Source organism: Micromonospora haikouensis, from assembly GCF_000876225.1.
GTDB classification, from domain to species: Bacteria; Actinomycetota; Actinomycetes; order Mycobacteriales; family Micromonosporaceae; genus Micromonospora; species Micromonospora haikouensis.
Genome location: NZ_JXSX01000003.1, coordinates 2,428,870 through 2,454,451 on the forward strand (window position 1 = coordinate 2,428,870; position 25,582 = coordinate 2,454,451).

Consider the following 25,582-nt stretch of genomic DNA (forward strand, 5'->3'; position numbering starts at 1 on the left):
TGCCGATCCGTCCCGCCGGCCCACCGGCTTCCGGGCGCGGCCGGTCCGACGCCACCGCACCCAAAGGAGCACCGATGAGACTCCCCGTCCCCCGCCGACGCCCCCGCGCCCGGCGGTTCGGCCTGCCGGTCGCCACCGCGCTCGCCCTGGTCGGCGCGGCCGTGGCGGTCGGCCCGCAGGCCGCCTCCGCCGCCACCGCCGACGGGGGCATGATCTCGCAGTACCAGGACCTGGGCGGGGCCAACCAGCAGTGGCAGCTCGTCCGGGCCGGTGCCGCCGCCGACTGCGGGTCGGGCTCGTTCCAGGCCGAGGCGGTGCTCGGCGGCAGCACTTGGACGGTCCGCAACGGCGGCAGCACGGTCCACACCGGCACCGACATGCGCGCCGCCGTGCAGGCCGCCGTGAACAGCCTGACCGCCGGGCGCACCAGCAAGCAGCGGGTGGTGGTGCGCGGATCCGGCTCGATCAGCGCCGGCTCCCGGATCTCGCTGCCCAGCTACACCACCATCGACGTGTGCGGCACGATCAACGTGACCGGCACCGGCTCCGGCGACCAGGCGCCCATCTACTCCCGGGGGACCACACAGGTGGAGGTGCAGCACCTCACCGTCACGGGCAGCCCGCTGTACGGGATCTTCCTGCGAAACGTCACCAACGTGGTCCTCGGGCAGATCGACATGCGGCTGACCGCCGGCCTGGGCGTGCGCATCGACAACCGCGGCGACACCAGCCAGTGGACGCGCAACGTGCGCATCGACAACGTCTACGTCTCCGGGGCCAGCTCGCACGCCGTCGAGACCTACGGCGTCGACGGCCTGACCGTCGGCACCGTCACCGCCCGCAACGTCGGCGAGTCGGGGCTGCTGCTCAACCAGACCATCAACGCCACCGTCACCACCGTCGACGCGGAGAACGCCGGCACCGGCACCGGGTACGCGGCGTTCCGGATGGCCAACCGCAACGGCCGCGTCGGCGACAGCTACCCGACCAACGTCCGGGTGGGGACGGTGCGCGCCCGCGGCGGCGGCCGGGGGATCTTCTGCGTCTCCGAGTCCGGCGGGGCGACGATCGACCGGGTCGACATCGCCAACACCGGCAACAACGCCATCCTGATCGAGAACTGCTACGGCGTGAACATCGCCTCCGGCGGCGGCACGATCAGCGGCGGCGGTGAGGTGCGGCTCGCCGAGCGCACCGAGTTCCCCGGCACCCGCGACGTCACGCTGCGCAACTTCACGCTGGTCAACAGCCGGATCGTGGAGAGCCCCTGCGTGGACAACCTGACCATCAGCAACGTCACGTTGAACAACTCGTCGATCAGCCGCTGCTGACCGGTGGCCGCACCGGGCCGCCGCCGGGTGCAGACGCACCGGCGGCGGCTCAGGCGGGGTCGGCCCGGCCCAGCCGCCAGTACCCCATGAAGGCCACCGCCCGCCGGTCCAGCCCCCGCTCCGCCACCAGGTGCCGGCGCAGCGTACGGATGACGCCGGCCTCCCCCGCCAGCCACGCGTACAGCGGCACCGGCGTCGCCGGGGTCGGCACCTCCCAGAGCAGTTCCCGGTCGACGTCGACGTCGACGACCGGGCCGGCGCCCGGCGGGGGGCCGCAGAGCAGGTCGGCCGCCGCGACGGCGGGCACGAGGCGGCTGCCGTGCCGCCCGCCGGCGCGGGGCAGCCAGGTGACCCGCATGCCGGGCGGCGCGGCGACGCGGAGCGCGTCGGCGGGCTCGGGCACCTCCAGCAGCGCCTGTCCCCGGGCGTCGGCCGGGAGCCGCTCCAGGATGGCGGTGATCGCCGGCACGGCGGTCTCGTCGCCGGCCAGCAGCAGCCGGCCCGCCGGTGGCGGCCGGAACTCGATGCCGCCGTGCTCGCCGTCGAAGCCGGCGTCGGGGCCGAGCAGGGCCGCCCGGTCGCCGGGGCACACCCGGCGGGCCCACCGGGTGGCGGGGCCGCCGTCGCCGTGCAGGACGAGGTCGACGTCCACCTCGGCCAGGTGCGGGCGGGCGGCCCGGACGGTGTACGTGCGGACCGGGTTACGCAGGTGCTCGGGCAGGGCCCGGTAGCGGGCGTACCAGTCGGGGCCCTCGGGGAGGTTCACCCCGGCCTGCCCGGGCAGCGGCAGCGCCAGCTTGATCCGCTGGTCGTAGCCGTTGTCGGCGAACCGGTCGAGGTCGGCGCCGGTGAAGGTGACGCGGACGAACGACGGGCTGAGCCGCCGCACGGCGCGGACCTCGACGTCGAACAGCCGCCACGGCGCGATGGGCAGGGTCTGGGTCATGGCGCCTCTCGGACTCCGGCGGGGTCCCGTCCCACGGCACCCGGCGTCGATCATCGGACACCGGTCAGGTTAGCCTACCCTTACACGCGAGCGCACGGGGGTGGGCGGCCGTCCCTCCACCGGGCGACCGACCGCCGGCTCAGCCCCGGGCGGCCACCCGGTCGAGGAAGACAGACCGGTCCAGGAAGAGCAGCTGGGCCCGCTTCTCCGGCAGGTCGATCTGCGGCCCGGGCACGAACCCGGCGCGGACCAGCCGGGCGACCGCCTTGTCGTTGCGCGCGTCCGGCTCGGCGACGATGCGCAGCCGGCCCGGGTCGGCCAGCACGAAGGCGAGAAACGCGTCGAGGACGGCTCCGGTGAAGCCGGGCTCGACGCCGCCGTCCGGCGGGCCGATCAGCAGGTGGACGCCGAAGTCGCCCGGGCGCACGTCGTAGCACTCGCCGACCGGGTCGGCCGCCGGCTCGTACGTCTGGAACAGCGCCGCCGGCCGGCCGTCGCGGTGCACGAGGTAGGCGTGGTGGGTGGCGAGCGAGTCGAGGTACTCGTAGATCTCGCGCACCCGCTCGCGGCTGGCCTCGCGCATGCCCCAGAACCGCGACCGCTCCCGGGTGACCCAGTCGTGGAGCACGTCGACGTCGCGGGCCGGCTCGACGGGGCGGATGAGCACCTCGCCGAACCCCTCGACGTGTCGCCGGCAGGTGGTCGATGCGGTCGTCATGTGACTCCTCGGTGGACGACACCGTGACGGACAGTCAGGTCAGGGCAGCTTAGCCACACCATCGACGGCCGCGCACGTCGCCCGTCCACCCGCGACACCCGGGCACGTACGCGGACGGGTGGCCGGCCCCCGTCGGTGTCGGGGCCGGCCACCCGCGTCGCCGCGTGCGCGGCGGCTACCTCCAAGTGTCGGTGTTGGTCCGGGTGCCGCTGGCCGGGGTGGTGAAGGTGCGGTTGCCGCCGGACTCCCAGGTCACGGTGCCGTCGGGGTTCTTCTTCACGTACTTGTACTCGACGGCGGTGTTCGGGGGCAGGTCGACCGTCGCCCGCCAGACCGGGTAGGTGGCCGAGGAGAGCGCCACGGCGTTGGCCGGGTTCCACCCGCCGAGGGCCGCGACGTTGCCGACGACGTAGACGTTCTGGCCGTAGCTGGTCGTGACGGTGGCGTTGAACGAGGTGGCGATCTGCCCGCTCGTGACGGTGTCGCCGCGGAACGTCTCGGTGACCGCGTAGGTGCCGCTGGCGGGGGTGGTGAACGTCCGGTTCGCCCCGGACTCCCAGGTGACCGCGCCGGCGGCGGTCTTCTTGATGAACTTGTACTCCACCGCCGTGGACCGGGGCAGGTCGACCACGGCCCGGTAGGTGCCGCCGCCCTGCGCGGTCAGCTTGACGGCGCTGGCCGGGGCCCACGAGCCCAGCTCGGCGACGCTGCCGACCACGTAGACGTCCTGGCCGGCGGCCGGGGTCGCGCCGACGGTGAAGGTCGTGGCGACCTTGTCGGTCGGGTTGGTGGTCGGGGTGGCCGTCGGCGACGCGGTCGGGGACACCGTGGGGCTGGCCGTCGGCGACGGGGTCGCGCCCGGGCGGGCGCCCACGTGGATCGCGACCGCGTTGTTGGCCGGGATCGTCACCGACGCCCGGCCGCCGGAGACGGTCACCGTGGCGCCGGCGCAGCCGGACGCGGTGGCGGGGCCGGAGACGACGTCGCAGTACTGGCCGTCGGCGAGGCCGGTGGTGAACGTGGCGGTGGCGGCGCTGCCGGAGTCGTTGATGCCGATCCAGGCGCGGTCGCCGCGGTGGAAGCCGATGACGTTGCTGTTCACCGCCGTGAAGTCCGAGACGGTCTTGACCGACCGCGCGGCGTTGGCCCAGCCGACCATGCCCTTGATGCCGGTGGACTGGGTCAGGCAGTTCCAGGAGCCGCCGCAGACGGTGTCGGTGACGTAGCCGTTGCCGTCGGCCGGCGGGGACTGGTTGCGGTTGGACCAGGAGAAGCTGTCGTAGACCGACGGCTTGCCGTGCGGGTAGGCCAGGGCGAAGTAGTTGGCCAGGGTGTAGTCGCTGCCGTTCTTGTAGGACAGCACGACCCCGTCGCGCTCCAGGTCGTGGTTGGTGACCATGGCGAAGACGTTGGCGCTGGGCGCGTCGAGGTTCCAGCTGCCGACGTTGGCGAGCGTGGAGATCGAGCCCTGGAAGGCGGACTTCAGACCCTTGGCGTACGCGAAGTCGAGCACGTCGCCGTTGCCGATGAAGGCCCGCGCCTTGAGGGCGTCGTTGCTCGCGCCGTCGAAGATCTCCTGGGCGACGTACGGGCGCTTGTTCTCGGCGACGGTGTTGTTCAGCTTGCCGAGGATCGCCGCGAAGTCCTCCTTCTTGACGTGCTTGACGGCGTCCACCCGGAACCCGTCGACGCCGAGGCCGATCATGTCGTTGAGGAAGGCGGCGATCTTGGTGCGGACGCTGTCCTTCTCGGTGTACAGGTCCGTCAGGGACAGCAGCTCGCAGCTGGTGACCTGGGCCTCGTTGTTCCAGTCGTTGATGGTGCCGTTGGTCGGGCAGTTGTCGCCCGGCCGGTGGAAGTCGCCGGTGCCGTAGGGCACCGCGGGGAAGCTGTAGCCGGGGCCGGAGAAGTCGGTGCCGGCGTAGCCGACGACGGACTCCGGGTTGTTCGCGCCGGCCATGTGGTTGACGACCGCGTCGACGTACACGCGTACGCCGGCGTTGTGGCAGGCGGTGACCATGGCCGCGAACTGCGCGCGGTTGCCGAAGCGGCTCTCCAGCTTGTACGACACCGGCTGGTACACCTCGTACCAGGGGTGCACGCCGTCGGCGCTGTTGGGCAGGCTGACCGACTCCTGGGGCGGCGCGACCTGGACCGCGCCGTAGCCGGCGGGGCCGAGGTGGTTGGTGCAGGCGGCGGAGACGGAGTTCCAGTTCCACTCCCACAGGTTCGCCGTCACCTCGCTGTCGTTGAGGGCGACGGCGGCACGGGCGGAGGTGGCGGTGGTGGTGGCGGCAGCGACGATCGCCGGTGTCGCGCCGGCCGCGACGATCGCGGCGGCGAGCAGCAGGCGACTGGCGCGGCCACGGGGGTGTGGCCCTACGGATTCCATGACAGGGGGAACCTTCTTCCGGGGTCGAAGAGGCACTGACGCGTGTGGACGGCCGTCCGGGTAGCGAAACGATGCGGCATACCTGAAAGGGATTGCAAGACCTTGCGGCAAGATTCTTGAAACCCACCGGCAACACCGCCGCCACGTGAACGGTCACACTCCCCCGGAAAGTCGCAGGCCAGCCCCGGACACTCCACTGCGGCGGGTCACCGCGTGAGCACCCAGCGCGCTTCGAAAACCGGGACGCCATTGACGCGCCGCCCGGCCCGACGTAGCTTTCTCCGCAAGAGTTTCCAGCTGCTTTCAGTTCGCCGTTGCCGCGACGTCCCCCTCAGCCGGCCCGCTGCGCCCGGCGCAGCAGCCACGCGGCGAGCAGCCCACCGGCGAGGACGGCAACGGCCCCGACGGTCTGCCCGGCCTCCGACGCGGCCCGGAAGGCGTCGGTGACCTGACCGCGCTCGGCGTCCGTCGCGGCGGCGGCGAGCGCGGCGGGGAACGAGCCGGCGCCGGCCAGCGCGGCGGGCAGCAACGCGGCGAACCGGGCGTTGAGCACCGCCCCCAGCACGGCGACACCGAGGCTGCTGCCGACCTCCGTCATCGTGCCGTCCACCCCGGCGCCCGCCCCGGCCTTCTCCGGCGGGATCGCGCTCATCACCGCCTCCACGATCGCCGGGTTGGCCAGGGCGCAGCCGGTGCCCATCGTGAGCAGCCCGGCCAGCAGCACGGCGTAGCCGTCCGACGGGGCGTGGGTGACCAGCAGCAGGCCCCCGGCGAGCAGCGTCATGCCGACGGCGATGGCGGCGGCCGTGCCCAGCCGGTGGATCAGCCGCGCGGCCACCCCGGCGAGGTTGAGCACGACGATGGACAGCGCGAACGGCACCATCCGCAGCCCGGCCTCCCAGGCGGGGTAGCCCCGGACGAACTGGAGGTGCTGGGTGAGCAGGAACAGCGCCCCGGTCGCGCCGAAGGTGATCAGGACGACGCCGGAGATCGCGCCGACGAAGCGCCGGTTGCGGAACAGGACCATGTCCAGCATGGGGTGGGCGACCCGCAGCTCCCACCGGACGAAGCCGACGAGCAGCAGCGCGCCGCCCACGGCCGCGCCGAGCACCGGCACGGAGAGCCAGCCCTGCTCCGGGCCGGCGATGATCGCGTACACCACCGCGGTGAGGCCGGCGGTGGACAGCGCCACCCCGCCCACGTCGAACCGCCCGCCGGCCGGGTCCCGGGACTCCGGCACCAGGGCCGCGCCCGCCGCCAGGCAGAGCAGCACGATCGGGATGTTGACCAGGAAGATCGCCTCCCACGGGAAGTGGGCGAGGATGGCGCCGCCGACGGGCGGCCCGGCCGCGAAGCCCAGCGCGCTCGCCGCCGCCCACACGCCGATGGCCCGGGGGCGCTCGGTGGCGTCGAAGACCTGCATCGCCACCGCCAGGGTGGAGGTGACCAGCAGGGCCCCGCCGACGCCCATCCCGGCCCGGGCGGCGACGAGCTGGCCGGTGGACCCGGCGAGCGCGGCCAGCAGCGAACCCAGTCCGAACAGGACGAGGCCGGCGAGCAGCATGCGGCGGCGGCCGTACCGGTCGACGGCCCCACCGGCGGTGATCAGCAGCCCGGACTGCACCAGCGCGTACGCGTTGATGGTCCACTGCACGTCGGCGGTGCTGGCCCCCAGTTCGGCGGTGAGCACGGGCACCGCCACGGTGAGCACGGTGTTGTCGAGCACCACGGTGACCTGGGCGAGGCAGAGCACCGCGAGGACCAGCCACCGGGTGCGCAGCGGGCGGGCGAGGGTGCCCAGCGTCGCCGTCACCGGGCGCTCCAGTAGGCCAGCGCGGTGAGCTGGTGCCGGCCGACTCCCAGGGTGCGGCGCAGGTGCCGGGTGATGTCGCGGGTGCTGGCGGCCTCGCAGGCCACCCAGTAGTGGGCGTCGGCGGCGCCGGGCAGGGCCGTCCGGACGGTGTCGACCAGGTGCCGCCCCCCGTCGCGGCGCGGCACCCAGACCACCTCGTGGCAGGGGCGGGCCCGTGGCGGCAGCGCCTTCTCGTCGTCGTGGGCGTACTCGACCCAGACCGTCGCGGGCAGGTCGGGAGCGGCGTCGAGCAGGCTGTTGACCGCCGGCAGCGACGCGGCGTCGCCGACCAGGTAGAGGTGGCGCGGGGCGGGGTCGGGCAGCCGGAACGCGCTGCCCTGCACGGTGGCGTCGATGGTGTCCCCGACGCGGGCGGCGCTCGCCCAGCGGGCCGCGCACCCGTCGTGCAGGGCGAACTCCAGGCTGAACCGCCCGGCCGCCGGGTCGGGGTCGACGAGGGTGTAAGCGCGCTGGTGGGGTCGGCCGTCGTCGTCGAACCACAGCCGGATCCACATGGTGGGGTGGACGCCGCACTCGGCGAGCAGGCCGCCGTCGTCGAGGTGCAGGCGCTGGTACCGCCCGCCCACCGACTCGGTCCCCCGCACCGTGAGCCGGAAGGTCCGGCCGCCCATCGCGCGGAGCACCAGGGCTTCCCAGTTCCGTTTCACACACCCCTCCAGTAAGGTCAGCCTAAGTTAGGGGAGGGTAACCTAAATGACGCTGTTACGGGAGTCGGCCGCACCGCCGACGCGGGCCGCCGGCATCCACCGCGACGCCTGGGGCGTGCCGCACCTGTGGGCCGAGACCGTGGACGACCTCGCCCGCCTGCAGGGGCGGGCCGCCGCGCTGGACCGGGCCTGGCAGGTCGAGGTGGAGCGGTGGCGCTCCGAGGGGCGGCTCGCCGAGCACCTCGGCCCGGCCGAGGTCGGCTGGGACCGCTTCGCCCGCCGCGCCCGCCTCGACGACACCGCCCGCAGTTGCTACGCGCGGCTCGACCCGGCCACCCGGCGCTGGGTCGCCGCGTACGCCCAGGGGGTCAACGACGGGCTGGTCGAGGGGGCCGCCGCGGCACCGGAGTTCGCGGCGGCCGGCTGCGCCCCCGGCCGGTGGCGGCCCTGGTCACCGCTGGGGGTCTTCCTGGTGCAGCACGTGCTGTTCTCGACCTTCCCCAACAAGCTGTGGCGCGCCCACGTCACCGCCACCCTCGGCCCGACCGCCGCCACCCTGTTCGACGCCGAGCCCCCCGCCGGTTCGGGCAGCAACGCCTGGGTGACGCCCGCCGACCCGGTCACCGGCCGTGCCCCGGTCGTCGCCGGAGACCCGCACCGCATCCTCGAACTGCCCGGCATCTACCACCAGGTGCGCCTCGCCTGCCCCGAGTTCGACGTGCTCGGCTTCGCGTTCCCCGGCGTGCCGGGCCTGCCCCACTTCGGCCACGCCGGCGACGTGGCCTGGGCCGTGACCAACGCGATGGCCGACTACCAGGACCTCTACCGCGAGCGGCTGCGCCGCGAGGGCGACCTGGTCTGGGTCCGCGAGGCCGACGGCTGGGCGCCGGCCCGCCGCCGGGTCGAGACCATCGGGGTACGCGGCGGCGAGCCGGAGCCCGTCGAGGTGATCGAGACGGCCCGGGGGCCGGTGGTCGACCACGACCAGCACACCGGCGAGGCGCTCAGCCTGCGCACGCCCAGCCGCGTCGCGCAGCGGCTCGGCTTCGACGCGCTGCTGCCACTGCTGCGGTCGCGGACCGTCGACGACGTCGCCACCGCGCTGCAGGCCTGGGTAGAGCCGGTCAACAGCGTGCTCGTCGCCGACCGGTCGGGCGCGGTCACCCAGCTCGTCGCCGGCCTGGTGCCGGTGCGCGACGACCGGTGCCGCCAGGAACCGGTGCCCGCCTGGGAGCCGCGCTACCGCTGGAGCGGCGAGTACGCGCCGCTGCCCCGCACGGCGGTCACCGGGCCCACGGCCTGCGCCAACGACCGCCGGCCCGACGTGGCGGCGTTGGGCCGCGACTTCGCCCCGCCGCACCGGGCCCGCCGCATCCGCGCCCTGCTCGCCGAGGGCGCCGAACCGGCGGCCGTGCACATGGACACCCGGCTCGACGCGGGCGTGCTGCGCGGCGTCCTCGGCCGGCTCGACGCGGGCGCGCTCACCGGCCCGGCCCGCGACCTGCGGGACCGGCTGGCCACCTGGGACGGGCGGATGGCCGCCGACAGCGTCGACGCCGCCGCGTACGCCGCCTGGCGGGCGGCCCTGGCCCGGGGGCTGCACGAGCACCCGGCGCTGCGCCCGCTGCGCTCCCCCGGCGCGTACGACGAGTTGTTCGGGCCGTGGACGAACCCCCTCGGCCGGATCGGGTACGCCCTCGACGCCGTCGTGGCCGGGCTGCCCCGCCTCGGCGTCGACGTCGACCCCGTGGCCGCCGCCGCGCTGGAGGAGGTGGCCCACGGCGACCCGCCCGGCACCTGGGGGCAGCGGCACACCCTGCACCCCGTGCACCTGCCGGTCAGCCCCGAGGTCGACGCGGCGGTGAACGCGATGCGCGCCCGCGTCGCGCTGGGCGGCGACAGCGACTGCGTGCTCGCCACCAGCAGCGTCCCCGGCCTGTCCGACGCCTGCTGGCGCGGCCCGGTCGCCCGGTACGTGTGGGACCTGACCGACCGGGCGGAGAGCCGGTGGGTGGTGCCGTTCGGCGCGTCCGGCCGCCCCGGCGACCCGCACTTCGCCGACCAGTTGCCGCGGTGGGCCAGCGGCGAGCTGATCCCGGTCGTCACCGACTGGCGACTGCTCACCCCCGAGCCCGACGAGCCGCGCCCCGAGCCCGAGAAGAGGAACGCGTGACACCCCTGGAGAACCTGCCCGGCCTCGGCGAGCTGTCCCTCGCCACGGTCGACCCGCAGGCCCACGCCGAGCTGCTGCACGGCTGGGTCACCCAGCCCCGGGCCGTCTACTGGGGCATGGGCGGCTACACCGTCGACGAGGTCCGCGACGTCTACGCCTTCGTCGACGGGCTGGCGACGCACCACGCGTACCTGATCCTGCTCGACGGCGCGCCGGTCGGTCTGTTCCAGACCTACCAGCCCGAGGCCGACCCGGTCGGCGAGCGCTACCCGGTGCGGCCCGGCGACGTCGGCATGCACCTGCTGTTGGCCCCCGGTCGGCGCGCGGGGCGCGACTTCACCGGCGCGGTGGGTCCGGCGCTGGTGCGGTTCCTGTTCCGCGACCCGGCCCGGCAGCGGGTCGTGGTCGAGCCGGACGTGCGCAACGAGCTGGCGCTGCGCCGGCTGGAGCGCTCCGGCTTCACGTTCGACGACGAGATCGACATGCCGGACAAGCGGGCCCGGCTGGCGTTCCTGACCCGGGACCGTTTCGAGGCGCTCTTCCCCGCCCCGCTGCCCGGCTGACGACCTGCGGGCCGGGCGGCGGCGGGCGGCGGGCAGCGGGCAGCGGGCGGCGAACGATGCCGCAGAGCCGGCGCATAGGGAGCTGAGTCATCCACGACATCACCCGCCGCTCCCCGTCCGGGCCGGCCCGGTGCCGGCGCGGGCCAAGCCGGGGCGGGCCAGCCGGGGCGGGGCGCGGTGATGTCGTCTTCGACTCAGCTCCCTATGCGTGGGGTGGAGTCACCTCGCCGGGCGGTGCGGCTGGGCGAGCCCGGGACGGCCGGCGGCCGGATCGCGCAGCGGGTCGCCGTCGAGCCAGGTGCGCAGCGCCCACCACCAGCGCACCGTCTGCGGCACCGGCCACCGGCCGCCCGGCTCGGCGAGGGTCGGCGGCATCGCGGTCAGCTCCTGCACCCGGCGCAGCCGGTAGCGCACGGTGTTCGGGTGCAGGTGCAGGGCCTCGGCCGTGCGGTCCAGCCGCTGGCCGTGGTCGAGGTAGGTCAGCACGGTCGAGGCGAGCTGCCGGTGGAACTCGTCGGCCGGGTCGAGGGCCGCCAGCAGCTCCCCGCTGACCAGGTCGGCCAGGGCCGGCTGGGCGGCCAACGCGGTCTCCCCGGCGAGGTCGACCACCCGGTGCAGGCCACGCAGCCCGGCCCGGGACGCGGCGCGCAGGGCGGCCACGCAGAGCCGGTGCAGGGCCGGGGCCTGTGCCAGGGGCCGCGCCGGGGCGGCCACCACGAGCCCGGCCGCGTCGGCGAGGTCGGCGGGCGGCAGCCGTACGCACAGGCCGGCGAGCCGGTCGTCGACGGTGCCGAACAGCGCGCCGCCGCCGCAGAGCTGCCGCTCCACCGCCGCGATCCGGGCCGGGTCGGTCAGCTCGGTGACCACGCAGTGGTAGCGGCCGTCGGGGCGCAGCCCGAAGGCGGCCAGGTCGTCGGGGCGCAGCCCGAGATCGTCCCCGGGGTGCCCGTCGCCCGCCTCGTCGAGCAGCAGCCGACGCAGCAGCCGGTTGCGGGCGTCGCGGCGGGTGCGGGCCAGCTCCAGCTCCGCCGTGTGATGGCCGTCGACCAGGGCGCGCTCCAGCGCGCTTGCGTACCGGCCGAGCTCCAGCAGGGCGTCCAGCAGCGCGGTGTCGGGTATCCCGGCGGCCCGGCCCCGGTCGCGCGCGATCTCGACCACGCGCTGCCGGCCGGCCTGCACCCCGCGCAGCAATCCGGCGACGGAGACGCCCTGCGCGGCCCGGTCGGCCCCGAGGCGTCGGGCCTCGGCGAAGTCCCGCTCGCTCGGCTCCACCAGCCGTTCGAACGACGCCAGCCCGGCGGTCAGCAGGGCCGCCACGTGCCGACGGTTCTCGGCCGTCGGCAGCCGGGCCACCTCGGGCGAGTGTTCCCGGGCCGCCTCGACCATCTCGTCCACGACCCGCCGGTCGGTCGCCAGCTCGCGCAGCAGCGCGCCGAGGGCCCCGGCCCGCTCCGGCATCCTCATCGGCCCGCTTCCCTCCGCCCCGGCCACTGTGGGCCGTCCACAACGACCCGGCCGGGTTTTGGCCCCCGTGCCCTACCGGGAGTCCGGCTTCGGTTGGTTTCCTTCTGTTACCGCAAAGTAACACCGCACCAGCGCACCGCGGAACGCCACCATCGGTCGCCCCCACCGGCAGGAGCAGCCCATGCCCGCAGCAGCACCGTCCTCCCCGCCCGTCCGCCGCGCCCGCAGGTACGGCGCCCTCGCCGCCGCCCTCGCCGCCGTGGCCACCACCGCGCCGGCCCCGGCCGTCGCCGCCCCCGCCGCGCCGGTGGGCGCCGCCGCCCTGGAGGAGGTGATGTTCGTCGGCAACAACTGGGAGGGCACCGTCGACGTCATCCGCTCCCGGGGCGACTACGCCCGCCTCGGCCGGGTCAACGTCGTGCCCGACAAGCAGCAGCGGCTCTGGGAGATCTACCTCAACCCGATCAAGCTCGCCTTCTACCTGGGCATCCAGCAGGGCCCCGGCGAGGGGCACGACCAGCTCGTCGACGACATGTACACCACGCCGGACGGGACGGCGCTGGTGGCGTCCCGGCCCAGCTTCGCCGACGTCGTCTCGATCGACCTGCGCACCGGCGCGGTGCGCTGGCGGTTCCCCGTCTCCGGGTTCCGCTCCGACCACATGGCCGTCTCCCCCGACGGCACCCGCGTCGCGGTCTCGGCGTCCACCTCGGACACCGTGCACGTGCTCGACATCAACACGGGCAAGCAGGTGGGCTCGTTCGGCACCGGCGACACCCCGCACGAGAACATCTTCACCGACGGCGGCCGGCACATCTGGAACATGTCCATCGGGGACGTCAACAGCTCGCTCGACGCCCCGTCGCAGGACTGGACCAAGGGCGACCGGAAGATCACCATCGCCGACGCGACCACCTTCGCGAAGGTCAAGGAGATCGACATGCGGCCCCGGCTCGACGCGTACGGCCGCAGCGACCTCTCCGACGCCGTCCGGCCTGCGGTCTTCACCCCCGACGAGAGCAAGCTCTACTTCCAGGTGTCGTTCTTCAACGGCTTCGTCGAGTACGACGTGGCCGGCGACCGGGTCACCCGGGTCGCCACGCTGCCGAAGAACCCGAACACCACCGAGGACCGCACGAAGTGGGTCAACGACTCGCGGCACCACGGCATGTCGATCAGCCCGGACGGGGCGAAGCTCTGCGTCGCCGGGACGATGGACGACTACACCACGATCGTCGACCGGTCCACCCTCACCCCGGGTCCGCTGGTCACGGCCAGCAAGCCGTACTGGGCGACGGTGAGCGGCGACGGCCGCGACTGCGTCATCTCGGAGTCGGGCGCCGACCAGGTCACCGCGATCAGCTTCGCCACGGGCCAGAAGGTGGTCAGCGTGCCCGTCGGTGACCACCCGCAGCGGGTGCGGATCGGGCACCTCCCCGCCGGCTGGACCCCGCCGGCCGCCCGGTAGTCCCCCGCGCGGCTGCGGCCCGGCCGGTGATCCGGCCGGGCCGCAGCCGTCTGCCCGTGGTCAGCCGCCGAGGCTGGTGGCGGCCGAGGCGATCGCGGAGGCGAAGTAGCTCACCTGCGTGTAGACGCCCGGGTAGTTGGGGCGGGCGCAGCCCTCACCCCAGCTGACGATGCCGACCTGGATCCAGGCGTTGGTGGCGTCGCGGCGGAACATCGGGCCGCCCGAGTCGCCCTGGCAGGTGTCCGTGCCGCCGGAGGCGTAGCCGGCGCAGATCTCCTCGGCCGGGATGATGTCGCCGCCGTAGTTGGTGCTGCAGACGGAGTCGCTGACGAACGGCACGGTGGCCTTGAGCAGGTAGCGCTGCTGCGCGCCGCCCTCGCGCGCCGCGCCCCAGCCGGCGACGGTGAAGGTGCCGCTGTCGTACGCGCCGGTGGTGGCGATGGGCAGGGTGGCCAGGCCGGTGACCGGGGTGGCCAGGCGGATCAGCGCCCAGTCCTTGCCGTTGCCGGTGTAGCCGGGCGCGCGGTAGACGTAGTTGGACCGGACGGTGATCCGGCTGGCCGACTGGAGGTCGACCACGCCGAGCGTGGCGGTGATGCTGGTGTTGGCGCCGGTGCGGCCGACGCAGTGCGCGGCGGTGAGGACCAGGGTGGGGCTGTAGAGCGAGCCGCCGCAGCCCATGGAGAGCCGCACCATGAAGGGGAACTCGCCCTGGGCGGCGGGCGTGCCGCCGACGACGTTCGGGGTGACCGTGGCGTCGCCCGCGGCGGCGGCGGGTGCGGCGAGGGTGAGGCTGCCCGCGGTCACCGCGGCGAGCGCGGTGGCCAACAGGCCGGTGAGGGTGCGCCAGCGAACCATGTGTTCCTCCGCATCATCTGCGGCGCCCCGGGGGTGACGCGCCGCCTTCGGATGACGCGAATCATATTTAGCAACGTCGATTACTAATCATCCTCACCTGGTCATACGACGGTGCTATCGCGGCGCTCAGCCGGCACCGAAGCAGACGAAGGCCGCCGCCGTGGCCAGGCCGGCGCCGTCGCCCGTCGCCACGAACGCGGCCTGGGCGTCGGCCAGGGCGCGCGCCGGCCGCGCACCCTGGCGCATCCTGCGGTGCAGGTCGAGCATCAGCGCGGTGGTGGGCTCGGCCGGCACCGGCAGCACGGTGGCCACCAGGCAGCGGGCGCCCCGGGCCAGCAGCACCGCCGTGAAGCCCATGACCTCGTCGCCGGGGCGTACCCCGGACAGCCCCGAGTCGCACGCGGACAGCACGACGCAGCCGGGTGGCCGGGGCAGCCGCTCCAGCTCGTACGCCAGCAGCGGCCCGTCGGCCAGCTCCAGGCGGGAGAAGAGCGGGTTGTCGGCCCGGAACGTGCCGTGCGCGGCGATGTGGGCCAGCGCCGCACCGTCCAACGCGGCGGTCAGCGCGCCGGCGGTGGCGTCCGCCCCGGTGAACACCCGCGCGCCCGGCAGCACGCCGGCGAGCTGGCGTACCTCGGTCTGCGCCGCCGGCAGGCGCGGGCCCGCCGCCAGCACCGGCGGCCCGTCCGGCGCGTCCCGGCGGTCCGCGACCAGCCAGGCCGTGGCCGAGGGGGCGACGGTGACCGGCCGGCCGGCGCAGCTGGGCAGGCCCGACCACGGCACGGCGTGCAGGGCCCCGATCGGGACGACGACCAGGGGGCGGTCGCCCAGGTGCCGGCGCAACGGGTCGAACAGCTGCCGGTCCAGCGCCGCCGCCGCGTGCGCCACGCCGGCCCGCACGCCGGCCGAGTCGCCGGTGGTGACCAGCCGACGCAGGCCGAACCGGAGCAGCCGGGCCCGGTTCGCCGCCTCGGCGAGCGGGCCGAGGTCGTGCAGGGTCGCCCGCCCGTCGCGGACCAGCACCGCCCGCAGCCGCTCCCCGTGCGCCACCAGCTCGACCAGCACGCGCGGGCCGAGCCGCCCGGCCAGCGTCGACACGCCGGGCGGGGACGCCACGGCCCCGCCGCCCGGCACCCGCCGGGACAGGTCGCGGATGTGCTGCTCCAGCCGGGCCTGCCGGCCCCGCAGCGCGTGCGCCGGCCGGCCGGCGAGCAGGGTGTCCTCCAGCAGGCTGCTGACCAGCCGCAGCTCGGTGAGCGCGGCGAACAGGTCCGGGTCGGCCGGCGGCAGCGCCGCCCGGGTGCGCACCGCGCTCGCCCGCCACCGCTCCGCCCAGGCCAGCACCCGAGCCGGGGCGCCCGAGCGGACCGCGATGTCGAGGCCCTCGGCGGCCAACTCCTGCCCGTACGCCCCGCTGTGCGCCCGCAGCTCGGTGGCGCCGAGCGAGGCCCGGTGGCTGTCCAGCACGGCCAGCCCACGGCGCAGCGCCCGCGCCGCAGCCCGGTCGTCCCCGGCGAGCCGGTGCGACAGCGCCAGGGCGTACCACCCCTGGGCGCGGCCGGGCGCGGTGCCCCACCGGCGGGCGCGGGCCGCCGCGTCCAGCAGGTCCGCCGCACGGTCGGTGCGGCCCAGCGCGGCGGCCAGCCGGCCGGCGTCGATCCGCGTGGTCAGCGCGGGGCCGGGCCACCCGGTCGCGTCGAGCTGACCGGCGGTACGCACCAACGCCGTCAACAGGGCCGCCGAGCGGGTGCCCCGGCGGAACTCGGCGCGCAGCTCCACGTGCCGGGCGAAGGCGGCCCAGGTGCGGCGGCCCTGGCGGCGGAACCGGGCCCGCGCCTGGGCTGCCGTGCCGGTGGCGGTGTCCAGGTCGCCGGCGAGCAGCGCCGCCCTGGCCCGGGCCAGCAGCGCCTCGGCGAGGTCGGAGGCCATGCCCCGGCGGTTCAGCTCCCGCACGGCCACGGCGGCGACCTCGACCGCCTCGTCGAGCAGGGGCACCGACAGCAGCAGCTCGAAGCGGTCCAGCAGCAGCGCCGGCCGGGGCACGGCGAGACGCCGGTATTCCCGTTCGACCTCGGCGAAGCAGCGCAGCGCCCCCACCGTGTCGCCGCGCTGGCCGGCCGCGATGCCCAGGTTCCAGCGGGCGTCGGCGGCCGCGAGGTCCAGCCCCAGCCCCTCGAAGATGGCCGCCGACCGGGCGAGGTCGTCGTCGCGGCCCCGCGCGCCCCGGTGGGCGTTGAGCAGGCCCCGGTTGTTGCGGGCCCGGGCCTCCAGCAGCCGGTCGCCCTCGCGCTGGGCGATGTCGACGGCGAGCGAGTAGTCGCGCACCGCCTCGTCGTAGCGGCCCCGGTAGTGCAGCACCACGCCCCGCTGCATCCGGGCCCGCCCGGCGTCGGCGCCGGTGAGCTGCGGCAGGGCGGCGGTCACCGCCCGCAGCGCCGCGGCGGTGCGGCCGGCGTTGGCCAGCACGTAGCCGAGGCTCATCCGGGCCAGGGCCCGCACCCGGGGCGTCGTGGCGGCCCGTTCCGCCCGACGCAGGTGCCGCAGCGCCCCGGGCAGGTCGTTGAGCTCCCGCAGGGCCAGGCCGATCGCCCGTTCGGCGGTGGACCGCTCGTCACCGGCGACGGCGCGACCGGCGGCGAGCACCCGCTGCGCGATCGCGATCGCCTCGCGGGGATAGCGCTGCACGGCGTCGAGCGCGGACTGGGCCGCGCCGGCGGAACCGGCGCTGTCGGCCATGACAGACAGCGTTCCCGATGGACCCGGCCACCGTCAATCCGGGGTCCGACAGTGGAAATTGCCGGCATTGGACCGCCCATTCCTCCAATTGACTTTCAACTATGCTTTGGAAGAATCGACAGCGCCCCGACGTGCTGTCGCACCGGGACACCGCCGACCGCGCACGTCGCGACCGCCTGGAGGACCGGTGCTTCCTGACCGCCCCCGCACGCCACCGCCCGCCGGTCGACTGTCCCGGCGCGGGCTGCTCACCCTGGCCGCGTGCGCCGCGGCGGTGCCGCTCGGCGACGTGCTGCGACCGGCCGCCGCCACGGCCGAGGGCACCGACGACGACGCGTACCAGAAGGCGTTCTCCGCCGCGCTGGCCGCCGACCCCGACGTGCGGCGCTTCACCACGCAGGGCCGGGAGTTCCTCTACCGTCCCCGGCAGCTGCTCGCCGCCAACAGCGACGTCCAACGGGTCCTGTCCTGGCTGCGCTCGCGCGGGCACCAGGTGAGCGTCGGGGCCGGCTTCGCCGGCGTCACCCGCCTGCTGTTCGCCAAGGAGACCGACGTGCCGGCGGTGGTGACGGCGCTGCGCGACCCGAAGCAGTGGCCCGGCCAGCAGGTCCCCAGGGTGCAGCCGCACCACGTGCTGCTTGGCCTGGGCAACATCATGGGCAACCCCGGCAGCCCGCCCCGGGCCGCGGCGGCGCTGCCGCCGCCGGACCCGGCCCGCCTCGGCGAGGGCGCCGGCGTCACCGTCGGGGTCTGCGACACCGGGATCTGGCAGCAGGCCGGCGCCTGGCATCCCCAGTGGCTCGGCGGCAGCTACCTGCCGGAGGCCGACGACCTGGACGCGCTGTACGTCTCCGGCACCACGCTCGCCCCGCAGGGCGGGCACGGCACCTTCGTCGCCGGGGTCGTCCGGCAGGCCGCGCCAGGGGTGCGAGTGGACCCCGAGCAGGCGTTGAACCCCACCGGCGTCGGCGACGAGGCGATGCTGGTGGCCGCCATGTCCCGCCTCGGGTCGCAGGTGTCCGTGGTCAACCTGTCCCTCGGCGGCTTCACCCAGGACGACGTGCCCCCGCTACCGCTGGTCAACGCCGTGGCCGCGCTGCCGGCACAGACCGCCGTGGTGGCCGCCGCCGGCAACGCCGGCAGCAGCCGCCCCGCCTGGCCGGCCGCCCTGGAACGGGTGCTCGCCGTGGCCGCGGTGTCCCGCGACGGCGGGATCCTCGTGCCGGCGTCCTACAGCGGCTTCGGCCCGTGGGTCGACGCCTGCGCCCTCGGCGAGCGCGACAGCACGTACGTCGAGGGCCAGCTGCCGCTGCCGGGGCGGCCGACCCAGGTGTTCCACGGCTTCGCGACGTGGGCCGGCAGCTCCTTCGCCACTGGCCACGTGTCCGGTAGGCTCGCCGCGATGATGACCGCCGGTGGCCTGAGCGCCGACGCGGCGCGCCTCGCGCTGCTGGCCAACCCCCGCTGGCATCCCGACTACGGGGTGCTCGTCGCATGAGCCGCGCGACGGGCCACGGGGAGGCGCGGTGACCGACGTGACGGCGACGCGCCTGGTGGCGGCGGCCTCCGGTGGGGACGAGGCGGCCTGGGCGGAACTGGTGCGCCGCTACACGCCGCTGGTGGTGGCGGTGATCCGGGCCCACGGGATGAGCCGCGCCGACGCCGCCGACGTCAACCAGACCGTGTGGCTGCGCCTGGTGGAGCGGCTCGACCAGCTGCGCGACCCGGAGGCGCTGGCGGCCTGGTTGGCGACCACGACCCGGCGCGAGTGCTACCGGCTGTCCCGCCTCGACCGCCGCATGCGGCCCGTCGACCCGTACGACGACGCGCTCGACGCCCGGCACGGGTCGCTGGTGGACGCGGTGACGCCCGACGAGGAGCTGCTGCGGGCCGAACGGCGGCAGGCGCTGCGGGAGGGCTTCGCGCAGCTCCCGCCCCGCTGCCAGCACCTGCTGGCGCTGCTGACGGCCGACCCGCCGGTCAGCTACCGGGAGATCGGCGAACGGCTGGGCATGCCGGTGGGTAGCATCGGCCCGACCCAGGCGCGCTGCCTGCGCAAGCTGCGCGCCTGCCCGGCGCTCGCCCCGTTCCTCGGGGTGCGCCGTGGCCTGGAGACGAGCGGGGGTGAACGCGATGGCGCCGTGGCCGCCGGCCGATGACGACGCCCTGACCGTGGAGCTGGGCGCCGCGCTGTGGGACACCGGGCCGGTCCCGGAGGAGTTCCTGACCGCGGCGCGGGCGGCGTTCGCCTGGCGGACGGTCGACGCCGAGCTGGCGGTCGCCGAGCTGATGTTCGACTCGGCGTGCGACGCCGAACCGGCCGGGCTGACCCGCTCCGGCGGCTCCGCGCGCACGTTGTCGTTCCGCAGCGGGCAGGTGGTGCTGGAGATCGAGGTGACCGAGGCCGGCATCGTCGGCCAGCTCTCCCCGCCCCGGGGCGGCCGGGTCACCGCCCGCACGGCCACCGGCCCCTACGACGAGTCGCCGGTCGACGAGGTGGGCTTCTTCTCGCTGGGCGCTCCCCCGACGGGCCCGGTCCGGCTGTCGGCCCGCGCCGACGGCTACGCCGTCGCCACCGACTGGGTCAGCCTGGGCTGACGCCCGTGGCGCAGCGGGGAGCACGGCCCACCGTGGTCGCGGGTCAGCGCATGGGGAGCTGAGTCGGTCACGACATCAACCCGGCCGGAATCACGGCGGCCCGCTTGATGTCGTATTCGACTCAGCTCCCTATGCGTCGAGAGAAGGAGCCACCGGCGGGTGGGCTCCGGCCGGCCGACGCCCGAGGGCACCGGCCGGCCGGAGCTCTGCTCAGCGCAGGCCGGACTCGATGGCCTCGATGATCCGGGGCCGCAGCTCGGCCGCGCGGATGACGGCGTCGACGGAGCCGACCTCGACCGCGCGCTGGATGTTGTGCACCCGGTCGAACTCGGCGGCGACCTCGCCCAGCTTCTCCGCCCGCACCGACGAGCGCAGCTCGTCCAGCTCGGCGGTCAGGGCGGCCCGCTCGGTGCCGGAGGCCGCCGCGACGCGGGCCTCCAGGTCCCGCACCCGCGGGTCGGCGGCGGTGCGGGCGTTGACGTCGCCGGAGAACACCACGGCCGCGGCGGGCGCGCCGCCGAGCACCGACGCGAACGAGCCCTCCAGCGCCAGCACGGTCATGTTCGGGTTCAGCGCCTTGGAGAAGACGACGAACGCGCCGCCGTGGTAGCGGGAGATCACGCAGAACACGATCGGCCCGCGGAAGTTGACGATCGCCCGGCCGATCTCCGCGCCGTACTCCAGCTGGAGCTTGCGCATCGACTCCGGCGAGCCGTCGAAGCCGGACAGGTTCGCCAGCACCACGAGGGGCCGGTTGCCGCTGGCCGCGTTGATCGCCCGCGCGGCCTTCTTCGACGAGCGCGGGAACAGCGTGCCCGCCGTGTAGGTGTCCGGGCCGTCGGTGGGCGGGAAGCCGCGCCGGGGCACCGACCGCGACTCGATGCCGAGCAGGCACACCGGCATGCCGCCCAGGTGCACGTCCTGCACCACCGCGGTCTCCGCGTCGGCCATCCCCGCCCAGCGCTCCAGCACCGGGTGGTCCTGGTCGGACAGGGCCCGCATGACGCTGCGGATGTCGAACGGCTTCTTGCGGTCGGGGTTGGCCTCGGCGGAGAAGATCTCGCCGACCGTGGTGAAGTCGCTGCCCGCCATGACGTGCGGGAAGCCCGAGACGTCACGGTCGACCGGGTCGGTCGTGGTCGCCCGGCGCGGCCCGGACTCGCCGGGGGCGACGTACGTGTGGTCGTAGTGCGCCATCAGCACGTCCCGCGCGGCGGTCAGGTTCGGCGCCCAGTACTGCGCCTGCCCGTTCGGGCCCATCACCCGGTCGTAGCCGCCGATGCCGAAGTTGTCCTCCGCCGAGACGCCGCCGGAGAAGTCGAGCGACTGCTTGCCGGTGAGCACCATCGCCGAGTCCGGCGTCATCACCAGGACGCCCTTGGTGTGCATGAGCATCGTCGCCTCGGCGTTCCAGTACGGCTGCGCGCCGACGTTGATGCCCGCGACCACGATGTTGATCTCGCCGCCGTCCTGGGTGAACTCGACGATCCGCTTGAGCGCCGCGGCCACCCAGTCCATGTTCTCCGTGCCGGACTCCATGGAGATCCGCGCGCCGGAGGACAGCGCGTACCACTCCAGCGGGACCCGCATCGACTCGGCCAGGTCCAGCGCGGCGATCACCCGCCGGCACTCCGGCTCCGACAGCGCGCCGAGCGACTTCGTCGGGTCGCCGAGCAGCACGACCCGGGTGACGCCCTCCGGGTAGCGCGTCGTGCGGGTGGTGACCACGCCCGCGACGAGCGCCGCGCGGTTGCGGCCCCGGGGCCGGTCCACCGGCACCAGCGCGTGCCGCTCGTCGAGGTCGTGCTCGACGAACTCGCCGAGCAGACCGGTCAGCTCGTACGGGTAGACCGTGTTGCGGCTGGCCGCCCGCAGCACCTTCTGCCGGTAGTCGTCGAGCGGCTCGACCGGCTCGTCCGACGGCTCGCCGACGGTCAGCTCGGCGGCGCCGGTGGCGTCGAAGGAGACCCGCACGGCGATCTTGGTCAGCTCGCCGGTGTCCCGGTCGCGCTGCCGCGCGATGAACAGGATCTCCTCCAGCCCGGCGCCGGCGGTCGTCGGCAGCACCCGCCCGGCGATCATCTCCAGCTCGGCGCGGGTGATGTCGCTCGGCGGCCAGACGTAGACCACGATCCGGTTGGTGTTGACCCGCTTGTTCGACGGCCGCCGCGACTGCGCGCGCCGGATCGAGTCCAGGCAGGTGGCGACGGTGTCCTCGGCCGTCGGCAGCGACACCAGCCGACCGTCGTGCTCGCGCAGCTCGGTCAGGTCACGCACCTGCGCGAACGCGACGAGGCGCTCGTCGGACGGGTTCTCCCGCGCCACGCACCGGAAGAGGTAGACCTCCTCGTCGGAGGACGGCAGCCGGGTGAGATCGAACTTGCGCAGCCGCTCCAGCTGCATCCGCTGGGCGATGTACGGGTGCAGGAAGCGGACCAGCCGCTCCTCGGCCATCCCGGTGGTCGACGGGCGGAACGTGAAGTGGTGGTGCATCACCGCGCCGCTGCGGCCGGCGACGGTGGCGGTGATCCGGCGGACCTGGGCGGGCAGCGGGTAGGCCCCGATGACCTCGTGCAGCGCCGCCGCCATCGCGTCGGAGTCCTCCGGCTGCCGCTCCCAGGCGAGGTAGACGTCGGCGTCGACGGCCTCCTCGCCGCCGGCCAGCTCCGCCAGCCCGCGCAGCGCGTCCCCCAGCGCCTCGAACCGCACCGCCGCGGAGACCACCCGCGAGTCGGCCCGGTCGGCGACGACGAACGTGCAGCCGGCGACGGAGCTGGTGCGTACGCCGGTGAGGCCCTTGTTGCCGTAGTAGCGGCGGGTCAGCACCTCCAGCATCACCGCGTTGTCGAGGTGGTCGCGGACCAGCCGCTGGCCGAGCAGCCGCACCAGCGGCTCGGTGCTGCGGACCATCTCGGCGACGCGCTCGGCGCGGTCCGGCGCGTCGGGGTGGGCGTCGAGGTGGCGCAGGTGCCGGCGCACGGCGGCGTAGACGCGGGCGCGGTTGCGGCGCAGCAGCGGCTGGCCCAGCCAGGCGAACACCACGCCGCGCGCGAGGTCGGCGACGACGGGGAAGCGGACCTGCGTGGCGGCCACCAGCCGTTCCAGCGCGAGGCCGGCGGGCTCGCGCAGCACGTCGTCCGGCGGGGGCTCGCGCAGCCACTCGCGCAGCAGCGTCGCGACGACCGTGGCGTCGGCGGCGGCGCGCTGCTGGGCGAGGAAGATCCGGAACACGGCGGCCTCGAGCGCGGGCGTGCGCTCCAGCTCGGTGACGCCGTAGTGCCCGAGGGCCTTGGCGAGCTTGGCCTGGAACGTCTCCGGCAGGCCGGCGCGCTCGACGTCGAGGCACTGCAGGTAGGTGTGGAAGTATTCGCGGGCGCTGAAGACGTGGCCGTCGCCGTCCTCGCCGGCCGGCCGGTTGCGGCTGAGCTCGGCGAGGTCGGCGAACACGTCGACGAGCCCGAACTCCTCGGCCAGCGGCCGGTAGCCCTCCTCGGCGGCGGCCCGGCGCGCGACCAGGTAGTCGTCGAGCACCCGGCGGTCGTCGTGCGGGTCGACGTCGAAGCCTAGCAGCAGGCTGCGCAGGTCCTCCTGGCCGCGCGTGGCGCGCTCGCGCGCCGGGATCGTCGCGGCGGCGGCGGGCAGGTCCAGCTCGACGGCCGGGCCGGACGAGGTGTCCTCGGCGGCGTCGTCGTCGGCGAGGGGTTCCAGCCGCAGCAGCGGCGCGCCGGTCTCCACCTGGCTGCCGACGGAGACGGCGCACTCCTTGAGCCGCGCCCGGAACGGCGCGCGCAGCACCGTCTCCATCTTCATGCTCTCCAGCACGAGCACCGGCGCGCCCGCCTCGACCTCCGCGCCGACCTCCAGCGGCGTGGCGACGACCAGCGCGGGGGCGGGCGAGCGGACGACGCCGCCCTCGTCGCGGCTGACCCGGTGGGTCACCCCGTCGACCTCGACCAGGTGCACCGGCCCGTGGGTGCCGGTGAGCAGGCGGTAGCGCGTGCCGTTGACGGCGATCTGCCCGGTGTGCCGGTCGAAGCGGTCGAGCTCGACGTCGGCGGTGCGCACGCCGTCGCCGGCCTCGATGCCGACGCGGAACCGGTGCGCGCCGACGCGCGCCACCCGGACCCGGTAGCCGACGCCGCGCAGCTTCAGGTCCAGCGGCCGGCCGCTGGCGTGCTGCACCTGCGGGCGCCCGCCGAACGCCGTCGACAGGAGCCGCTGCCGCTCGGCGCGCTCCTCCTCCTCGTACGCCTCGATGGCGGCGGCGGCCAGCGCGACGGCGGAGTGCCGGTGCGTCACGAGCCGGCCCTCGCCCCGGACGCGGTCGATCCAGCCGGTGTCGGCGCTGGCGTCGATCACCTCGGGCTGGTCGAGCAGGTCGAGCACGAAGCTCTTGTTCGTCGCGCCGCCCTCGATGATCACGGTGGTCTCCGCCATGGCGCGGCGCAGCCGGCCGAGCGCCTCGTGGCGGTCGCGGCCGTACGCGATGATCTTGGCGATCATGGAGTCGAAGTCGGCGGGGATGGTGTCGCCCGCGCTGACGCCGGTGTCGACCCGGATGCCGGGCCCGGCGGGCAGGTCGAGCCGGGCGATGCGGCCCGGGGAGGGGGCGAAGTCGCGGTCCGGGTCCTCGGCGTTGAGCCGGGCCTCGATGGCGTGCCCGCGCTCGACCGGCGGCGCGCCGTCGAGCCGGCCGCCGGAGGCCACGTGCAGCTGCGCCTTGACCAGGTCGAACCCGCAGGTCACCTCGGTGATCGGGTGCTCGACCTGCAGCCGGGTGTTGACCTCCAGGAACGCGAAGAGCCGGTCGCCGGGGTGGTAGAGGAACTCGACGGTGGCGGCGCCCCGGTAGCCGACCGCGACGGCGAGGCGCTCGGCCGACGCCTTGAGCTCGGCGGCCTGCTCGGGGCTGAGCACCGGCGAGGCCGACTCCTCGATGACCTTCTGGTTGCGCCGCTGCACGGAACAGTCGCGCACACCCAGCGCCCACGCGGTGGCGCCGTCGGCGATCACCTGCACCTCGACGTGCCGGGCGCCGGTGACGAGGCGCTCCAGGAACACGACGCCGCTGCCGAACGCGCGCGCCGCCTCCTGGCTGGTGCGCTCGTAGGCGTCGGCCAGCTCGGCGGAGCTGGTGACCACCCGGATGCCGCGCCCGCCGCCGCCCGCCGTGGCCTTGAGCATCAGCGGGTAGCCGATCCGCTCCGCGGCGGCCAGGGCGTCGTCGAGGGTCTCGACCGCGCCCCGGCTCCACGGCGCGACCGGCACGCCGACCTCCTCGGCGATCAGCTTCGCGCCGATCTTGTCGCCGAGCTTGCGCATGGCGTCCGCGCTCGGCCCGACGAAGGTGACGCCGACCCGCTCGCACAGCTCGGCGAACGCCGGGTCCTCCGCGACGAAGCCCCAGCCGACCCACGCGGCGTCGGCCCCGGTCTCCACCAGGGCGCGCTCCAGGGCCTTCAGGTCGAGGTACGGCCGCGCCGAGGCGGGGCCCAGGTCGTACGACAGGTCGGCCTCGCGGACGAAGGTGGCCGCGCGGTCGACGTCGGTGTGCAGGGCGACGGTCTCGATCCGTGTCCCGGTCTCGGCGGCCAGGTCCCGGACGGCGTGGATGAGCCGCATCGCGGCCTCTCCACGGTTGACGATGGCGACACGACTGAACACCGACCCAGCCCTCCTGTAGACCGACGACGGGCGCACGCGACACTGCGACCCCGGCAGTGTTCACCCTTCCGTCTACGGGGCGGCTGCGCCATGTCGCAGACAGCGCAGGCTGCGCGGCCGACGTTGTAGGAAACCACCAAAGACCGTTGGC

At 75.1% G+C, this 25,582-nt stretch carries 16 protein-coding genes; 7 read left to right on the forward strand and 9 right to left on the reverse strand.

Features of this window, described 5'->3' with window-relative positions:
• Positions 1–74 precede the first annotated feature (74 nt).
• The gene (locus tag TK50_RS31760; protein ID WP_241774154.1) at positions 75–1,331 is read left to right on the forward strand and encodes an RICIN domain-containing protein; all 1,257 of its coding nucleotides are present in this window, start codon (positions 75–77) and stop codon (positions 1,329–1,331) included.
• 49 nt (positions 1,332–1,380) lie between these two features.
• On the opposite strand, the gene TK50_RS31765 is transcribed toward TK50_RS31760, so the two are convergent.
• The 5 genes from TK50_RS31765 to TK50_RS31785 all read right to left on the reverse strand — a co-directional run bounded on the left by TK50_RS31765 (position 1,381) and on the right by TK50_RS31785 (position 7,907).
• Positions 1,381–2,277, reverse strand: a complete 897-nt coding sequence (locus tag TK50_RS31765; protein WP_043969195.1) for a siderophore-interacting protein — start codon at positions 2,275–2,277, stop codon at positions 1,381–1,383.
• 139 nt (positions 2,278–2,416) lie between these two features.
• Positions 2,417–2,995, reverse strand: a complete 579-nt coding sequence (locus TK50_RS31770) for a GNAT family N-acetyltransferase (RefSeq protein WP_043969196.1) — start codon at positions 2,993–2,995, stop codon at positions 2,417–2,419.
• Between the two features lie 175 nt (positions 2,996–3,170).
• Positions 3,171–5,387, reverse strand: coding sequence for a carbohydrate-binding module family 20 domain-containing protein (locus TK50_RS31775; RefSeq protein WP_043969197.1), 2,217 nt, complete (start codon positions 5,385–5,387; stop codon positions 3,171–3,173).
• 331 nt (positions 5,388–5,718) lie between these two features.
• Positions 5,719–7,200 (reverse strand): MFS transporter, encoded by a 1,482-nt coding sequence (locus TK50_RS31780; RefSeq protein ID WP_241774155.1) that lies wholly within the window; start codon positions 7,198–7,200, stop codon positions 5,719–5,721.
• Positions 7,197–7,907, reverse strand: a complete 711-nt coding sequence (locus tag TK50_RS31785) for a siderophore-interacting protein (protein ID WP_043969198.1) — start codon at positions 7,905–7,907, stop codon at positions 7,197–7,199. The genes TK50_RS31780 and TK50_RS31785 overlap by 4 nt, the downstream gene beginning before the upstream one ends.
• Positions 7,908–7,953: 46 nt before the next feature.
• Between TK50_RS31785 and TK50_RS31790 the strand changes: the two genes are divergently transcribed.
• Together TK50_RS31790 and TK50_RS31795 are read left to right on the forward strand one after the other, a co-directional pair.
• A complete protein-coding gene (locus TK50_RS31790; protein WP_043969199.1) occupies positions 7,954–10,080 on the forward strand; it encodes a penicillin acylase family protein in 2,127 nt (708 codons plus the stop codon).
• A complete protein-coding gene (locus TK50_RS31795; protein WP_043969200.1) occupies positions 10,077–10,643 on the forward strand; it encodes a GNAT family N-acetyltransferase in 567 nt (188 codons plus the stop codon). The genes TK50_RS31790 and TK50_RS31795 overlap by 4 nt, the downstream gene beginning before the upstream one ends.
• 219 nt (positions 10,644–10,862) lie before the next feature.
• Here TK50_RS31795 and TK50_RS31800 read toward each other — a convergent pair whose 3' ends face one another.
• Positions 10,863–12,107, reverse strand: coding sequence for a PucR family transcriptional regulator (locus TK50_RS31800; RefSeq protein ID WP_043969201.1), 1,245 nt, complete (start codon positions 12,105–12,107; stop codon positions 10,863–10,865).
• A 181-nt stretch (positions 12,108–12,288) separates the two neighbouring features.
• Here TK50_RS31800 and TK50_RS31805 point away from each other — a divergent pair, with 181 nt between their 5' ends.
• Positions 12,289–13,575 carry a YncE family protein gene (locus TK50_RS31805; RefSeq protein WP_043969202.1) on the forward strand — a complete coding sequence of 429 codons (1,287 nt, stop codon included), beginning with the start codon at positions 12,289–12,291 and terminating at the stop codon, positions 13,573–13,575.
• Between the two features lie 60 nt (positions 13,576–13,635).
• Here the strand turns inward: TK50_RS31805 and TK50_RS31810 are convergent, their stop codons facing one another.
• Positions 13,636–14,433 (reverse strand): S1 family peptidase, encoded by a 798-nt coding sequence (locus TK50_RS31810; RefSeq protein ID WP_043969203.1) that lies wholly within the window; start codon positions 14,431–14,433, stop codon positions 13,636–13,638.
• 126 nt (positions 14,434–14,559) lie between these two features.
• Positions 14,560–17,169 (reverse strand): CHAT domain-containing protein, encoded by a 2,610-nt coding sequence (locus tag TK50_RS31815; RefSeq protein ID WP_052504039.1) that lies wholly within the window; start codon positions 17,167–17,169, stop codon positions 14,560–14,562.
• A gap of 187 nt (positions 17,170–17,356) precedes the next feature.
• Between TK50_RS31815 and TK50_RS31820 the strand changes: the two genes are divergently transcribed.
• The 3 genes from TK50_RS31820 to TK50_RS31830 are packed head-to-tail and all read left to right on the forward strand — an operon-like array spanning position 17,357 to position 19,767.
• Positions 17,357–18,667 carry a S8 family peptidase gene (locus tag TK50_RS31820; protein ID WP_043969204.1) on the forward strand — a complete coding sequence of 437 codons (1,311 nt, stop codon included), beginning with the start codon at positions 17,357–17,359 and terminating at the stop codon, positions 18,665–18,667.
• A gap of 28 nt (positions 18,668–18,695) precedes the next feature.
• Positions 18,696–19,328 (forward strand): RNA polymerase sigma factor, encoded by a 633-nt coding sequence (locus tag TK50_RS31825; RefSeq protein WP_043969205.1) that lies wholly within the window; start codon positions 18,696–18,698, stop codon positions 19,326–19,328.
• Positions 19,303–19,767: a hypothetical protein gene (locus TK50_RS31830; RefSeq protein WP_052504067.1), complete on the forward strand. Its 465-nt coding sequence runs from the start codon at positions 19,303–19,305 to the stop codon at positions 19,765–19,767. The genes TK50_RS31825 and TK50_RS31830 overlap by 26 nt, the downstream gene beginning before the upstream one ends.
• A 210-nt stretch (positions 19,768–19,977) precedes the next feature.
• Here TK50_RS31830 and TK50_RS31835 read toward each other — a convergent pair whose 3' ends face one another.
• On the reverse strand, positions 19,978–25,431 hold the full coding sequence (locus TK50_RS31835; protein ID WP_043969206.1) for an ATP-binding protein: 5,454 nt from the start codon (positions 25,429–25,431) through the stop codon (positions 19,978–19,980).
• Positions 25,432–25,582 lie beyond the last annotated feature (151 nt).